General features: G+C 42.0%; 23 protein-coding genes. All 23 read right to left on the bottom strand.

Features of this window, described 5'->3' with window-relative positions:
• Positions 1-4 precede the first annotated feature (4 nt).
• Positions 5-1,300, bottom strand: a complete 1,296-nt coding sequence (secY, locus tag C0966_RS14985) for a preprotein translocase subunit SecY (RefSeq protein WP_274856521.1) — start codon at positions 1,298-1,300, stop codon at positions 5-7.
• Positions 1,300-1,740, bottom strand: a complete 441-nt coding sequence (gene rplO, locus C0966_RS14980) for a 50S ribosomal protein L15 (protein ID WP_274856520.1) — start codon at positions 1,738-1,740, stop codon at positions 1,300-1,302. The genes secY and rplO overlap by 1 nt, the downstream gene beginning before the upstream one ends.
• 31 nt (positions 1,741-1,771) lie before the next feature.
• Positions 1,772-1,954, bottom strand: coding sequence for a 50S ribosomal protein L30 (rpmD, locus tag C0966_RS14975; protein ID WP_274856519.1), 183 nt, complete (start codon positions 1,952-1,954; stop codon positions 1,772-1,774).
• Between the two features lie 13 nt (positions 1,955-1,967).
• A complete protein-coding gene (rpsE, locus tag C0966_RS14970; RefSeq protein ID WP_274856518.1) occupies positions 1,968-2,468 on the bottom strand; it encodes a 30S ribosomal protein S5 in 501 nt (166 codons plus the stop codon).
• Positions 2,469-2,492: 24 nt separating this feature from the next.
• Positions 2,493-2,855, bottom strand: a complete 363-nt coding sequence (gene rplR, locus C0966_RS14965) for a 50S ribosomal protein L18 (RefSeq protein WP_274856517.1) — start codon at positions 2,853-2,855, stop codon at positions 2,493-2,495.
• Positions 2,856-2,887: 32 nt separating this feature from the next.
• Positions 2,888-3,424, bottom strand: coding sequence for a 50S ribosomal protein L6 (gene rplF / locus C0966_RS14960; RefSeq protein ID WP_274856516.1), 537 nt, complete (start codon positions 3,422-3,424; stop codon positions 2,888-2,890).
• A gap of 31 nt (positions 3,425-3,455) precedes the next feature.
• The gene (gene rpsH / locus C0966_RS14955; RefSeq protein WP_274856515.1) at positions 3,456-3,854 is read right to left on the bottom strand and encodes a 30S ribosomal protein S8; all 399 of its coding nucleotides are present in this window, start codon (positions 3,852-3,854) and stop codon (positions 3,456-3,458) included.
• A gap of 29 nt (positions 3,855-3,883) precedes the next feature.
• On the bottom strand, positions 3,884-4,069 hold the full coding sequence (rpsN, locus tag C0966_RS14950; RefSeq protein WP_003348599.1) for a 30S ribosomal protein S14: 186 nt from the start codon (positions 4,067-4,069) through the stop codon (positions 3,884-3,886).
• Between the two features lie 25 nt (positions 4,070-4,094).
• Positions 4,095-4,634, bottom strand: a complete 540-nt coding sequence (gene rplE, locus C0966_RS14945; RefSeq protein ID WP_003348601.1) for a 50S ribosomal protein L5 — start codon at positions 4,632-4,634, stop codon at positions 4,095-4,097.
• Positions 4,635-4,660: 26 nt separating this feature from the next.
• Positions 4,661-4,972: a 50S ribosomal protein L24 gene (gene rplX, locus C0966_RS14940; protein WP_274856514.1), complete on the bottom strand. Its 312-nt coding sequence runs from the start codon at positions 4,970-4,972 to the stop codon at positions 4,661-4,663.
• A gap of 34 nt (positions 4,973-5,006) precedes the next feature.
• Positions 5,007-5,375 (bottom strand): 50S ribosomal protein L14, encoded by a 369-nt coding sequence (gene rplN, locus C0966_RS14935; protein ID WP_274856513.1) that lies wholly within the window; start codon positions 5,373-5,375, stop codon positions 5,007-5,009.
• Between the two features lie 40 nt (positions 5,376-5,415).
• Positions 5,416-5,679 carry a 30S ribosomal protein S17 gene (gene rpsQ, locus C0966_RS14930; RefSeq protein WP_003348607.1) on the bottom strand — a complete coding sequence of 88 codons (264 nt, stop codon included), beginning with the start codon at positions 5,677-5,679 and terminating at the stop codon, positions 5,416-5,418.
• 23 nt (positions 5,680-5,702) lie between these two features.
• Positions 5,703-5,906 carry a 50S ribosomal protein L29 gene (rpmC, locus tag C0966_RS14925; RefSeq protein WP_274856512.1) on the bottom strand — a complete coding sequence of 68 codons (204 nt, stop codon included), beginning with the start codon at positions 5,904-5,906 and terminating at the stop codon, positions 5,703-5,705.
• Positions 5,896-6,330 (bottom strand): 50S ribosomal protein L16, encoded by a 435-nt coding sequence (gene rplP, locus C0966_RS14920; protein ID WP_274856511.1) that lies wholly within the window; start codon positions 6,328-6,330, stop codon positions 5,896-5,898. The genes rpmC and rplP overlap by 11 nt, the downstream gene beginning before the upstream one ends.
• Before the next feature lie 2 nt (positions 6,331-6,332).
• A complete protein-coding gene (gene rpsC / locus C0966_RS14915) occupies positions 6,333-6,989 on the bottom strand; it encodes a 30S ribosomal protein S3 (RefSeq protein ID WP_274856510.1) in 657 nt (218 codons plus the stop codon).
• Between the two features lie 3 nt (positions 6,990-6,992).
• Positions 6,993-7,334 carry a 50S ribosomal protein L22 gene (gene rplV / locus C0966_RS14910; protein ID WP_274856509.1) on the bottom strand — a complete coding sequence of 114 codons (342 nt, stop codon included), beginning with the start codon at positions 7,332-7,334 and terminating at the stop codon, positions 6,993-6,995.
• 18 nt (positions 7,335-7,352) lie between these two features.
• Positions 7,353-7,631: a 30S ribosomal protein S19 gene (gene rpsS / locus C0966_RS14905; RefSeq protein WP_274856508.1), complete on the bottom strand. Its 279-nt coding sequence runs from the start codon at positions 7,629-7,631 to the stop codon at positions 7,353-7,355.
• Between the two features lie 60 nt (positions 7,632-7,691).
• Complete coding sequence (gene rplB / locus C0966_RS14900) at positions 7,692-8,522, bottom strand: 50S ribosomal protein L2 (RefSeq protein ID WP_274856507.1); 831 nt, start codon at positions 8,520-8,522, stop codon at positions 7,692-7,694.
• A 29-nt stretch (positions 8,523-8,551) separates the two neighbouring features.
• The gene (gene rplW / locus C0966_RS14895; protein ID WP_274856849.1) at positions 8,552-8,839 is read right to left on the bottom strand and encodes a 50S ribosomal protein L23; all 288 of its coding nucleotides are present in this window, start codon (positions 8,837-8,839) and stop codon (positions 8,552-8,554) included.
• Positions 8,836-9,459 (bottom strand): 50S ribosomal protein L4, encoded by a 624-nt coding sequence (gene rplD / locus C0966_RS14890; RefSeq protein WP_274856506.1) that lies wholly within the window; start codon positions 9,457-9,459, stop codon positions 8,836-8,838. The genes rplW and rplD overlap by 4 nt, the downstream gene beginning before the upstream one ends.
• 24 nt (positions 9,460-9,483) lie before the next feature.
• A complete protein-coding gene (gene rplC, locus C0966_RS14885; protein ID WP_274856505.1) occupies positions 9,484-10,113 on the bottom strand; it encodes a 50S ribosomal protein L3 in 630 nt (209 codons plus the stop codon).
• A gap of 38 nt (positions 10,114-10,151) precedes the next feature.
• The gene (gene rpsJ, locus C0966_RS14880) at positions 10,152-10,460 is read right to left on the bottom strand and encodes a 30S ribosomal protein S10 (RefSeq protein ID WP_003348621.1); all 309 of its coding nucleotides are present in this window, start codon (positions 10,458-10,460) and stop codon (positions 10,152-10,154) included.
• Positions 10,461-10,957: 497 nt separating this feature from the next.
• A complete protein-coding gene (gene tuf, locus C0966_RS14875; protein WP_274856504.1) occupies positions 10,958-12,145 on the bottom strand; it encodes an elongation factor Tu in 1,188 nt (395 codons plus the stop codon).
• Positions 12,146-12,150 lie beyond the last annotated feature (5 nt).

The following is a 12,150-nucleotide window of genomic DNA, read 5'->3' as shown; positions in this document are numbered from 1 at the left end:
CTTTTTATTTAATGAAGCCTTTGTAATGACGCTTTACAAGCTGTGCTTCAAGTTGTTTCATCGTTTCAAGCGCTACACCGACAACGATGAGGAGGCTCGTTCCACCGATCTGAGCAGATTGTGGCAATCCGGCGAACTTAATGAAGAAAACCGGCAACACCGCAATAAATGCTAAGAACAATGAACCGACCAATGTCAGACGGTATAAAACGCGTGTCAAGTACTCTTGTGTGTTCTTTCCCGGTCGAATTCCAGGAATGTAACCGCCTTGCTTTTTAAGATTTTCCGCAACTTGCTCAGGATTTACTTGGATAAAAGCGTAGAAGTACGTAAAGGCAATAATAAGTGCCACGTAAAGAATCATACCAATTGGATTCGTATAATCAAACGTCTTCTGTATCCAAAGTGTTACGTCATTTTGGCCAAAAAATGAAGCAATCGTTGGCGGCGTAACGATAAATGAAACCGCAAAGATTACCGGAATAACTCCGGCAGAATTAACCTTTAGCGGCAAATGCGTTGATTGTCCGACGGCAGGATTCCTCCCTGCGACCATACGCTTTGCATATTGAATCGGGATCTTCCGCAATGCCTGCTGGATAAAAATAACCCCGACGATAATCGCTATTACAGCTAAAACGATTAATACAACTATAATAATACGCAAGAATAATTGTTCCCCTGCATTTTCAAACTGTTGTGCATAGATTTGGTTGAATGTCGACGGAATACCGGCAACAATTCCCGCAAAGATGATGATCGAGATTCCGTTCCCCACACCTTTTGCTGTAATCTGTTCGCCTAACCACATTAAAAAAGCCGTTCCAGCAGTTAAAACAATTGCGATCAGCAGATAGGTAGTGATTCCCGGGTTTTCAATCAGCATTCCTCTTGACATATTATTAAAGCCGTAAGACATGCCAAAAGCTTGGATTAATCCAAGTACAATTGTAAAATAGCGGGTAAACTGAGCTAATTTACGGCGCCCAACTTCTCCTTGTTTTGACCATTCCGTAAACTTTGGAACAACATCCATTTGCAATAACTGAACGATGATGGATGCTGTGATATACGGCATGATCCCCATTGCAAAAATAGAGAAGTTATATAATGCTCCACCGCCGAATGTATTGAGCAGGCCAAACGCATTAAGTTCGTCTTGTGCTTTTAAAATTTCTGCATTCACATTCGGTACAGGGATAAATGTACCGATGCGGAATACAATCAACATGAGAAGGGTGAATATGATCTTACGTCTTATTTCACCCACGCGCATAAAATTGGAGATTGACTGAAACATTAAATCACCTCAGTTTGACCGCCGGCAGCTTCAATTGCTTCCTTTGCAGCAGAGGAGAATTTGTGTGCTTTTACACTAAGCTTTTTCTCAACTTTACCTTTTGCAAGAATTTTGATTCCTGCTTTTGCATTACGTACTACGCCAGTTTCGATCAGAAGTTCTGGAGTAACTTCAGTACCTTCATCAAATCGGTTTAAAGCATCAAGGTTTACAACTGCATATTCTTTGCGGTTGATGTTTGTAAATCCACGCTTAGGCAAACGTCTGAAAAGTGGAGTTTGACCACCTTCGAAGCCAGGACGAACACCACCGCCAGAACGTGCATTTTGACCTTTATGACCTTTACCGGCAGTTTTACCATTACCAGAACCGATACCGCGACCTTTGCGTTTGCGGTCATGGCGAGAACCTTCTGCAGGCTTTAATTCATGAAGTTTCATGTTGGCACCTCCTTATTCAAGAAGAATGAAATTATTGTTCTTTTACCGTTACAAGGTGAGCAACTTTATTGATCATTCCGCGAATAGCCGGATTGTCTTGATGCTCAACTGTTTGGTTAACTTTACGTAATCCAAGAGCTTTAACTGTTTCGCGTTGGTCTTGCGGGCGGCCAATCACGCTGCGAGTGAGGGTAATTGCTAGTTTTTTCGCCATTTGATTTCCCTCCTTATCCTAACAGTTCTTCTACTGATTTACCACGTAATTTCGCTACGTCCTCAGCACGTTTTAACTGTTTTAATCCGTCAATTGTTGCACGAATCATGTTAATTGGAGTATTTGTTCCCAATGATTTAGATAGGATATCACCAACACCGGCTAACTCAAGAACCGCACGAACCGGACCACCGGCGATAACTCCAGTACCTTCAAGAGCAGGTTTTAAAAGGATTTTACCGGCACCGAAATGTCCGATTACTTCGTGTGGAATTGTTGTTCCAACGATAGGTACTGCAATTAAGTTTTTCTTCGCATCTTCAATTGCTTTGCGAATTGCATCAGGTACTTCTTGTGCTTTTCCGGTACCGAAACCAACATGACCGTTTTTATCTCCTACTACTACAAGAGCAGAGAAGCGGAAACGACGACCGCCTTTAACAACTTTCGCTACACGATTAACGGTAACTACACGTTCTTCAAGTTCAAGTTTGTTTGGATCAATACGACGCATCTTTTCTTGTCCCTCCTTTGTCTATTAAAATTCCAAGCCGTTTTCGCGGGCAGCTTCTGCCAATGCCTTCACACGTCCATGATAAAGGTATCCGCCGCGGTCAAACACCACGGATTTAATTCCTTTTTCGACGGCACGTTTAGCAACTAATTCTCCGACCTTTTGTGCTGCCTCAATGTTGCCGGTAGACTCAAGGTTTAAATCTTTATCTAGTGTGGAAGCACTTGCTAAAGTAACTCCATTCACATCGTCAATTAATTGTGCATAAATGTGTTTATTTGAGCGAAACACGTTTAAACGAGGACGAGCTTCAGTACCGCTAAGTTTTGCACGAACACGAGCATGTCTTTTCTTGCGGACTGCATTTTTATCAGCCTTCGTAATCATTCTGGTCACTCCTTTCGTTTACCTACGCGGTATTACTTACCAGTTTTACCTTCTTTGCGGCGCACGTATTCACCTTCGTAACGGATTCCTTTACCCTTATATGGCTCAGGCGGACGAACTTGGCGAATATTCGCTGCTAAAGCTCCAACGCGTTCTTTGTCAATACCTTTTACGACAACTTTTGTGTTAGCCGGAACTTCAATTTCAAGACCTTCTTCAGGTTCAATTTCTACCGGATGAGAGTAACCGACATTTAGCACAAGCTTTTTGCCTTGTTTTTGAGCACGGTATCCGACCCCGATCAACTCAAGGCTTCTTTCAAAGCCTTTGGAAACTCCTTCTACCATGTTTGCGATAATCGCACGCGTTGTGCCGTGCAATGCGCGGTGTTCTTTCTCATCTGTTGGGCGAGAAACAGTAATTACGTTATCTTCAACTTTAATTTCGATATCCGGGTTAAACGAACGAGTTAATTCGCCCTTTGGACCTTTTACTGTCACAGTGTTGTTGTTAACAGTAACTGTAACACCTGATGGAATTTCAATTGGTTTTTTACCTATACGAGACATTTATTGCACCTCCATTCATTCAGAAACTGTATTACCAAACGTATGCTAAAACTTCTCCGCCGACTTGTTTTGCACGAGCTTCTTTATCAGTCAAAACACCATGAGAAGTTGATACAATCGCGATGCCAAGACCGTTTAATACGCGAGGCACTTCGTTGGATTTTGCATATACACGAAGACCAGGTTTGCTAATGCGCTTTAAACCAGTAATAACACGTTCATTGTTCGGACCGTATTTTAAGAAAATACGGATAATACCTTGTTTATTATCTTCAATATACTCTACATCACGAATGAAACCTTCGCGTTTTAGAATTTCAGCGATTTCTTTTTTGATATTAGAAGCAGGTACTTCTAATTTTTCGTGACGAACCATATTCGCATTGCGAATACGAGTAAGCATATCTGCAATTGGATCTGTCATGACCATTGTTTTTACCTCCTTCCCAGACTTGGGTTTTACCAGCTTGCTTTTTTCACACCAGGAATTTGTCCTTTGTATGCTAATTCACGGAAACAAATACGGCAAAGCTTGAATTTGCGGTATACAGAGTGTGGACGGCCGCAGCGTTCGCAGCGTGTGTACTCTTGCACTTTAAATTTCGGCTTGCGTTTTTGTTTCGCAATCATTGATTTTTTAGCCACGTTTTCGCCTCCCTCTATTTAGCGATTACTTTTGGAACGGCATTCCAAATTGAGTTAAAAGTTCACGAGCCTCTTCATCAGTTTTAGCAGTGGTTACGATCACGATATCCATACCACGTACTTTACTTACTTTATCGTAATCAATTTCAGGGAAGATTAACTGTTCTTTTACACCTAGTGTGTAGTTACCGCGGCCGTCAAATGCCTTCTTAGAAACTCCGCGGAAGTCACGTACACGTGGAAGTGATACAGAAATCAGTTTATCGAAAAACTCATACATGCGCTCACCGCGAAGAGTAACTTTTGCGCCGATTGGCATACCTTCACGAAGACGGAATCCAGCGATTGATTTTTTTGCACGAGTTACAACCGGTTTTTGACCTGTAATTGTTGCAAGCTCTTCAACAGCGTTATCAAGAGCTTTTGCATTTTGAACAGCGTCACCAACACCCATGTTGATTACGATTTTTTCAAGTTTAGGTACTTCCATTACAGATTTATAGTTGAACTTGCTCATTAGAGCAGGAGTAATTTCTTTTACAAATTTCTCTTTTAGGCGGTTCATGAATTGTACCTCCCTTCTTATATGAACTATTTATCTAAAACTTCACCAGATTTTTTTGCAATGCGAACTTTTTTGCCATCAACCACTTTGTAGCCAACGCGTGTTGGTTCTCCTGATTTCGGATCGATAGGCATTACGTTTGATACATGAATAGGTGCCTCTTGGCTGATAATTCCGCCCTGCGGATTCGCTTGAGAAGGTTTAGAATGCTTCTTAATAATATTTACACCTTCTACTAAGACACGGCTTTGCTTAGGAAAAGCAGCTAAGATGGTTCCTGTTTTGCCTTTGTCTTTGCCAGAGATGACCATTACTTTGTCACCTTTTTTTACATGCATCTGTAAGCACCTCCTTAAAGGCATAGAATTTAAATTATAGTACTTCTGGAGCTAAAGATACGATTTTCATAAAGTTGTTGTCGCGAAGTTCACGGGCAACTGGTCCGAAGATACGAGTTCCGCGAGGGCTCTTATCTTCACGGATAATCACGCATGCGTTTTCATCGAAACGGATGTATGTGCCGTCATTGCGACGCACGCCGCGTTTTGTGCGAACTACAACCGCTTTTACAACATCGCCTTTTTTAACAACGCCACCTGGTGTTGCTTGTTTGACAGTACAAACAATAATATCTCCGATATTAGCAGTTTTACGGCCGGAGCCACCAAGAACTTTAATAGTAAGTACTTCACGAGCACCAGAGTTGTCAGCAACTTTTAAACGTGATTCTTGTTGAATCATGAGTGTAACCTCCCTTCGGAATCAACCTTAATCCGAACAATTAAATAATAACAGCTTTTTCTACTACTTCAACTAAACGGAAGCGTTTTGTGGCTGAAAGAGGGCGAGTTTCCATAATGCGTACGATATCGCCGACTTTCGCTTGGTTTTGCTCATCATGAGCTTTGAACTTCTTAGAGTATTTCACGCGTTTACCGTAAAGAGGATGCTTTTTGTATGTCTCTACAAGAACTGTGATCGTTTTATCCATCTTGTCAGAAACAACGCGTCCTGTGTAAACTTTGCGTTGGTTGCGTTCACTCATTGTGCGAACCTCCTCTCAAGGATTTAACGATTGTTAACACCGATCTCTCTTTCACGAATAACTGTTTTCATACGAGCAATCTGTTTGCGTACTTCACGGATACGTGCTGTATTTTCAAGTTGACCAGTCGCTAATTGAAAGCGCAGGTTGAAAAGCTCTTCTTTTAAAGATTTTACTTTTTGTTCAATTTCGGCAGTGGTAAGTTCACGAATTTCATTAGCTTTCATTAGATTCACCACCAATTTCTTCTCGTTTTACAAACTTACATTTCACTGGAAGTTTGTGTGATGCAAGGCGTAGAGCTTCGCGAGCGATTTCTTCAGATACACCTGCAACTTCGAACATCACTTTCCCCGGCTTTACTACTGCAACCCATCCTTCAGGAGCACCTTTACCGGAACCCATGCGGACCTCTAGAGGTTTTGCAGTGTAAGGTTTATAAGGGAAGATTTTAATCCAAACTTTACCGCCACGTTTCATGTAACGTGTCATGGCAATACGTGCAGCTTCGATTTGACGGTTTGTAATCCAACCAGCTTCAGTAGCTTGTAAACCGAATTCACCGAAATGTACTTCTGTACCGCCTTTAGCTCGTCCCCGCATTTTCCCGCGGTGTTCACGGCGGAACTTAACACGTTTTGGCATTAACATAATTAATTGCCTCCTTCCTCAGTTTTCTTCTTTGCAGGAAGGACTTCTCCACGATAGATCCATACTTTTACGCCAAGCTTGCCGTATGTTGTATCGGCTTCAGCTGTTCCATAGTCGATGTCGGCACGAAGAGTATGAAGTGGAACTGTTCCTTCGCTGTAGTGCTCAGAACGGGCGATGTCGGCACCGCCTAAACGACCAGATACCATTGTTTTAATACCTTTTGCTCCAGCGCGCATTGCACGTTGAATAGCTTGTTTTTGTGCACGTCGGAATGACACGCGATTTTCTAATTGACGAGCAATATTTTCAGCAACTAATTTAGCGTCAATATCAGCTTTCTTGATTTCAAGGATATTGATGTGTACTCGTTTACCTGTAAGATTGTTAAGCGCCTTGCGAAGAGCTTCAACTTCTGTACCGCCTTTACCAATTACCATGCCAGGCTTTGCAGTGTGGATAGTAATATTTAAACGGTTTGCAGCACGTTCAATTTCTACTTTAGAAACAGAAGCATCGCTTAAACGCTTCGTGATGTATTCACGTACTTTAAGGTCTTCGTGTAAAAGATCAGCATAGTCTTTTCCTGCGTACCATTTGGATTCCCAGTCACGGATGATCCCGATACGCAAACCGACAGGATTTACTTTTTGACCCACTGATTATCCCTCCTTCTTCTCTGATAAAACGATTGTAATGTGACTTGTACGTTTGTTAATTTGGCTTGCACGGCCCATTGCACGAGGACGGAAACGTTTTAAAGTCGGTCCTTCGTTTACGTAAGCCTGAGATATAACGAGATTATTTACGTCCATTTCGTAGTTATGTTCTGCATTAGCAACTGCAGATTTCAATACTTTTTCTACGATCGGAGAAGCAGCTTTTGGAGTGTGTTTTAAAATTGCTACCGCTTCACCAACTTGCTTTCCTCGAATTAGGTCAACAACTAAACGAGCTTTACGAGGAGCAATACGAACTGTTCTTGCAACAGCTTTAGCTTGCATCTAAATGCCCTCCTCTCATTAACGTCTTGTTTTCTTATCGTCACTTGCGTGGCCTTTGTAAGTGCGAGTTGGAGCAAACTCTCCTAGCTTGTGGCCTACCATATCTTCAGTAATGTATACAGGAACATGTTTGCGACCGTCATAGACAGCGATTGTGTGTCCGATGAATTGCGGGAAGATCGTTGAACGGCGCGACCAAGTTTTTATCACTTGTTTTTTATCCGTTTCATTTAATTTTTCGATCTTTTTCATTAAATGCTCATCAACAAAAGGTCCTTTTTTTAAGCTGCGACCCATAATTGAACCTCCCTTCGTGATTGCTCTACGGTTCGTTGAATGAACCGTAGTTCAATCCCGTTATTTTTTACGACGACGTACGATGAATTTATCAGATTTGTTTTTCTTCTTGCGAGTTTTGTAACCAAGAGTTGGTTTACCCCAAGGAGTCATTGGAGACTTACGTCCGATTGGCGCACGTCCTTCACCACCGCCGTGTGGGTGATCGTTAGGGTTCATTACAGAACCGCGAACAGTTGGGCGTTTACCTAACCAACGAGAACGTCCGGCTTTACCAATGTTAATTAGTTCGTGCTGTTCGTTGCCGACTTGACCGATGGAAGCACGGCAAGTAGCAAGGATCATGCGTACTTCGCCAGAGTTTAAGCGAACAAGTACGTATTTTCCTTCCTTACCAAGAACTTGTGCAGAAGTACCAGCTGAACGTACTAATTGACCGCCTTTACCAGGCTTTAATTCGATGTTGTGGATAACTGTACCTACAGGAATGTTTGCTAATGGAAGTGCGTTGCCTACTTTAATGTCTGCTTCTGGTCCAGACATGATTTCCATACCTACTTCAAGGTTTTTAGGGGCAATGATGTAACGCTTTTCTCCATCAACATAGTTAATTAATGCAATATTTGCAGAACGGTTTGGATCGTATTCGATAGTGGCAACGCGTCCTGGAATGCCGTCTTTGTCACGTTTAAAATCGATGATACGGTATTGACGCTTATGACCGCCACCTTGATGACGAACAGTTAACTTACCTTGGTTGTTGCGGCCGCCTTTTCTTTTTAAAGGAGCAAGCAAGGATTTTTCCGGCTTGTCAGTGGTGATTTCAGAAAAATCTAAAACCGTCATGCCGCGACGACCATTGGAGGTAGGTTTATACTTTTTAATCGCCATTTTAATTCCCTCCTCTTCTAATCAAAATATTATACTTCGAATAATTCGATTTCTTTGCTGTCTTCAGTGAGCTTTACGATGGCTTTGCGGCGTTTATTTGTATAGCCGCCGAATTTACCCATTCGCTTGAACTTCCCTTTATAGTTCATGATATTTACTTTTTCAACTTTAACGCCGAAAATTTCTTCAACAGCGTCTTTTACTTGAGTTTTGTTAGCTCTTACATCCACTTCAAAAGTGTATTTTTTATCAGCCATTAGATCAGTTGAACGTTCAGTGATTACGGGGCGCTTAATGACTTCACGTGCATCCATTATGCAAGCACCTCCTCTACTTTTTCAACCGCTGCTTTCGTCATGATTAATTTATCATGATTTAAAACATCCAACACGTTGATTCCATTTGCTGTCACGACAGTTACACCAGGGATGTTTCGAGCAGATAATGCGACATTTTCATCCAGATCAGCTGTAACGACAAGCGCTTTTGAATCAACAGAAAGATTCTTTAATACACCTTTAAAGTCTTTTGTTTTTGGAGTTTCGAAAGCAAGGTTTTCTAATACTAAAATATTTTCTTCTAATACTTTAGAAGATAATGCTGATTTGATTGCTAAGCGGCGAACTTTTTTAGGTAGCTTGTAGCTGTAGCTGCGTGGCACAGGACCGAACACAGTACCGCCACCGCGCCATTGTGGAGAACGAATGGAACCTTGGCGAGCACGTCCCGTTCCTTTTTGGCGCCACGGCTTGCGGCCACCGCCAGATACTTCAGAACGAATTTTTGTTTTATGAGTTCCTTGACGTAAAGAAGCTCTTTGCATAACAACAGCTTCAAATAATACGTGTTTATTAGGCTCGATACCAAAAACGGCGTCGTTTAGTTCGATTTCACCAACTTGTGAACCGTTTTGGTTAAATAATGCTACTTTCGGCATTCTTTTTTCCTCCTTTCTGGTTTATTACTTTGCTTTAACCGCGCTTTTAATTTTAACAAGTCCTTTTCTAGGGCCTGGTACGTTGCCTTTGATTAAAAGCAAGTTGCGCTCTGCGTCAACCTTAACAATTTGCAGGTTTTGAACAGTAACTTTCTCTCCGCCCATGCGTCCAGGTAATGCTTTACTCTTGAATACACGGTTTGGAGCGACAGGTCCCATTGAACCAGGACGACGATGGTAGCGAGAACCGTGAGACATAGGTCCGCGAGATTGTCCGTGGCGCTTGATCGCACCTTGGAAACCTTTACCTTTCGAGATTCCTGTTACATCAACAAGATCTCCTTCTGCAAAAATATCAACTTTGACTTCTTGACCAACTTCATACTCGGCTAAGTCAACTCCGCGGAATTCGCGAATGAAGCGCTTAGGAGCAGTATTTGCTTTGGCAGCGTGTCCTTTTTCCGGTTTGTTCGCAAGCTTTTCTCGCTTGTCTTCAAATCCTAGCTGAATAGCTTCGTAGCCGTCAGTTTCGACAGATTTCTTTTGAAGAACTACGTTTGGAGCTGCTTCAACAACTGTCACAGGGATAAGGTCACCGTTTTCAGCAAACACTTGAGTCATACCGATCTTTCTTCCTAAGATTCCTTTGGTCATTTCAGTCACACCTCCTAATTTCTTCATTGTTTATTTCATTAAAGTTTTATTTCAATATCAACGCCTGATGGCAAATCTAAACGCATTAACGAATCAACTGTTTGTGGAGTTGGATTGATGATGTCGATTAGACGTTTGTGTGTGCGCATCTCGAATTGTTCACGAGAATCTTTGTACTTATGCACCGCACGAAGAATTGTGTAAACAGATTTTTCAGTCGGAAGCGGGATCGGACCGGATACAGCCGCACCGGAACGTTTTGCTGTTTCTACAATTTTCTCTGCAGATTGATCAAGGATTCGGTGATCATAAGCTTTTAATCGAATACGAATTTTTTGTTTTGCCATTATTTTCCCTCCTTTTCGCCTATTTTAAAATAGACATTCTCCGTGGAAATTTCCCACACACTCGCCATGGCAAAGCGGCCGGGTGTGTCAGCAACCTTCCACTTCATCGCAGTCAAAGACCAACGCTGTCTATTATACCGAAAACATAAAGTGAACGCAAGATTTTCTTAAAAAATCTTTATGCTTTACACACCTTTTCAATTATAGCGACACAATATAACTTTTTCAATAAGAACTTGTTTTCTGTGGATAAGGGGCGGAGCTACGCTAACAAAGATAGAAATGTCAACTTATCTTTAGCAAGATACTTGTTTAGCTTTGTAATTATTTAGAACTTGGCTTCGCTCACACCGCCTTATTATGTTGGTTCTGTTTTATTATGAAAGCTATTTCCATGTTAGGGTCGGGAGATAAAACTCATGCACGTTTTCTGCTGAATTATATAAAATTAAAAAAGCAGATGGATTGTCATCCATCTGCTTTCATATATTTTTATATTACTCAACAATAGTGGAAACAACGCCGGCGCCTACTGTACGTCCACCTTCACGAATAGAGAATTTAGTTCCTTCTTCGATTGCGATTGGAGCGATAAGTTCAACGCTCATTTCAACGTTGTCGCCAGGCATAACCATTTCTACGCCTTCTGGAAGAGTAATGATTCCAGTTACGTCAGTTGTACGGAAGTAGAACTGAGGGCGGTAGTTAGAGAAGAATGGTGTATGACGGCCACCTTCTTCTTTTGATAATACGTAAACTTCAGCTTTAAATTTTGTGTGCGGAGTGATTGAACCTGGTTTTGCTAATACTTGACCGCGTTGTACTTCTTCACGAGCGATACCGCGAAGAAGAGCACCGATGTTGTCACCAGCTTCAGCGTAATCAAGAAGTTTACGGAACATTTCTACACCTGTTACAGTAGTAGATTTTGGTTCTTCAGTTAAACCGATGATTTCAACAACGTCACCGACTTTAACTTGTCCGCGTTCTACACGTCCAGTAGCAACTGTACCACGACCAGTGATAGAGAATACGTCTTCAACTGGCATCATGAATGGTTTGTCAGTATCACGTTCTGGAGTTGGAATGTACTCATCAACTGCGTTCATAAGCTCAACGATTTTTTCTTCCCAAGCTGGGTCGCCTTCAAGAGCTTTAAGAGCAGAACCTTTGATTACTGGTACTTCATCACCAGGGAATTCGTACTCAGAAAGAAGGTCGCGTACTTCCATTTCTACTAATTCAAGAAGTTCTTCGTCGTCTACCATGTCACATTTGTTTAAGAATACAACAAGGTATGGCACACCTACTTGACGAGAAAGAAGAATGTGCTCACGAGTTTGTGGCATTGGACCGTCAGCAGCTGATACAACAAGGATAGCGCCGTCCATTTGAGCAGCACCAGTGATCATGTTTTTAACGTAGTCAGCGTGTCCTGGGCAGTCTACGTGTGCATAGTGACGGTTTTCAGTTTCATACTCAACGTGAGAAGTTGAAATTGTGATACCGCGTTCACGCTCTTCTGGAGCATTGTCGATTTGATCGTATCCACGAGCTTCAGCACCGCCAGCTTTCGCAAGAACTGTAGTGATTGCAGCTGTTAAAGTAGTTTTACCATGGTCAACGTGACCAATTGTACCAACGTTCACGTGTGGCTTAGAACGGTCGAATTTAGCTTTTGCCATTAGGA

The organism is Bacillus methanolicus, from assembly GCF_028888695.1.
In the GTDB taxonomy this organism is placed as follows: Bacteria; Bacillota; Bacilli; order Bacillales; family Cytobacillaceae; genus Bacillus_Z; species Bacillus_Z methanolicus_B.
Note: the sequence above shows the minus strand (reverse complement) of the source record. Positions and strands in the feature narration are given on the sequence as shown.

What these genes read in the sequence shown, in the direction of transcription:
- secY (WP_274856521.1), bottom strand. Translation starts at nt 1,300, where the DNA reads ATGTTTCAGTCAATCTCCAATTTTATGCGCGTGGGTGAAATAAGACGT.
- rplO (WP_274856520.1), bottom strand. Translation starts at nt 1,740, where the DNA reads ATGAAACTTCATGAATTAAAGCCTGCAGAAGGTTCTCGCCATGACCGC.
- rpmD (WP_274856519.1), bottom strand. Translation starts at nt 1,954, where the DNA reads ATGGCGAAAAAACTAGCAATTACCCTCACTCGCAGCGTGATTGGCCGC.
- rpsE (WP_274856518.1), bottom strand. Translation starts at nt 2,468, where the DNA reads ATGCGTCGTATTGATCCAAACAAACTTGAACTTGAAGAACGTGTAGTT.
- rplR (WP_274856517.1), bottom strand. Translation starts at nt 2,855, where the DNA reads ATGATTACGAAGGCTGATAAAAATGCAGTCCGCAAGAAAAGACATGCT.
- rplF (WP_274856516.1), bottom strand. Translation starts at nt 3,424, where the DNA reads ATGTCTCGTATAGGTAAAAAACCAATTGAAATTCCATCAGGTGTTACA.
- rpsH (WP_274856515.1), bottom strand. Translation starts at nt 3,854, where the DNA reads ATGGTCATGACAGATCCAATTGCAGATATGCTTACTCGTATTCGCAAT.
- rplE (WP_003348601.1), bottom strand. Translation starts at nt 4,634, where the DNA reads ATGAACCGCCTAAAAGAGAAATTTGTAAAAGAAATTACTCCTGCTCTA.
- rplX (WP_274856514.1), bottom strand. Translation starts at nt 4,972, where the DNA reads ATGCATGTAAAAAAAGGTGACAAAGTAATGGTCATCTCTGGCAAAGAC.
- rplN (WP_274856513.1), bottom strand. Translation starts at nt 5,375, where the DNA reads ATGATTCAACAAGAATCACGTTTAAAAGTTGCTGACAACTCTGGTGCT.
- rpsQ (WP_003348607.1), bottom strand. Translation starts at nt 5,679, where the DNA reads ATGAGTGAACGCAACCAACGCAAAGTTTACACAGGACGCGTTGTTTCT.
- rpmC (WP_274856512.1), bottom strand. Translation starts at nt 5,906, where the DNA reads ATGAAAGCTAATGAAATTCGTGAACTTACCACTGCCGAAATTGAACAA.
- rplP (WP_274856511.1), bottom strand. Translation starts at nt 6,330, where the DNA reads ATGTTAATGCCAAAACGTGTTAAGTTCCGCCGTGAACACCGCGGGAAA.
- rplV (WP_274856509.1), bottom strand. Translation starts at nt 7,334, where the DNA reads ATGCAAGCTAAAGCTGTTGCAAGAACAGTTCGTATTGCTCCTCGTAAA.
- rpsS (WP_274856508.1), bottom strand. Translation starts at nt 7,631, where the DNA reads ATGGGTCGCAGCTTAAAAAAAGGACCTTTTGTTGATGAGCATTTAATG.
- rplB (WP_274856507.1), bottom strand. Translation starts at nt 8,522, where the DNA reads ATGGCGATTAAAAAGTATAAACCTACCTCCAATGGTCGTCGCGGCATG.
- rplD (WP_274856506.1), bottom strand. Translation starts at nt 9,459, where the DNA reads ATGCCGAAAGTAGCATTATTTAACCAAAACGGTTCACAAGTTGGTGAA.
- rplC (WP_274856505.1), bottom strand. Translation starts at nt 10,113, where the DNA reads ATGACCAAAGGAATCTTAGGAAGAAAGATCGGTATGACTCAAGTGTTT.
- rpsJ (WP_003348621.1), bottom strand. Translation starts at nt 10,460, where the DNA reads ATGGCAAAACAAAAAATTCGTATTCGATTAAAAGCTTATGATCACCGA.
- tuf (WP_274856504.1), bottom strand. Translation starts at nt 12,145, where the DNA reads ATGGCAAAAGCTAAATTCGACCGTTCTAAGCCACACGTGAACGTTGGT.